Annotated in this window: 1 protein-coding gene; it reads right to left on the reverse strand. The window is 62.1% G+C overall.

All coding sequences use genetic code 11. The annotated features are described in order from the left end of the window. Nucleotides 1-135: 135 nt before the first annotated feature. Nucleotides 136-620 (reverse strand): hypothetical protein (locus ON31_RS29475; RefSeq protein WP_039818346.1); only part of this gene is annotated, 485 nt, incomplete at its 5' end.

Genomic DNA, 620 nt, shown 5'->3' on the forward strand with positions numbered 1-620 from the left:
GTTCGCCCACACGATTTCGGCAGTCGTACCTGGCACGAGCGGCCCGCTCGGATTGGTTCGCGCGGCGATGAAATCGCCTGCGGTGAGTTCGATGTCGTCCTGAATCGTGCGCCATCCGATAGGCATTGCGGCCTCCTAGCTCAGCGCGTAGTACGGGCAGAACCCGCCGTTGAAGGTGAGCGAGCCGTACGCGATCGAACTCGGCAACGTCGTAGTCTGCGGCGCGTAGGCGTACAGGGCAGCGGGTTTGAATCCGGGCGGTGCGTTCATCGCCCAAAGCCCTTTGGCCAGAATGGATTTGCACTGTTGTGTGCCGTTGGTGACCTGGAGCAGGCCGACCGCCCATATCTCGGATTTGAGGGCATCCTGTGCCGCGATGGTGAACGAGTACTCGCGGTTCGTATCAGCTACGGCGGTGGCGATATCGCCGGTCGCTGCCATCAGCGTGAGGTCGCCGGTGGTCTTGTTCATGAGGTACGCGCCCGCGTACATGGCTTGGATTCCAAACGCGGTCACGCTGTTGCCGGTGCCGAACGAGATCGTCGAATATGACCGGTCCTTGCTGCATTCGATGAACCCGAGTTCGACGAGGTTCGCGCCCAGCCCCGCCGGTCGGTAGT

The organism is Nocardia otitidiscaviarum NBRC 14405, from assembly GCF_000308635.1.
Taxonomy (GTDB): Bacteria; Actinomycetota; Actinomycetes; order Mycobacteriales; family Mycobacteriaceae; genus Nocardia; species Nocardia otitidiscaviarum.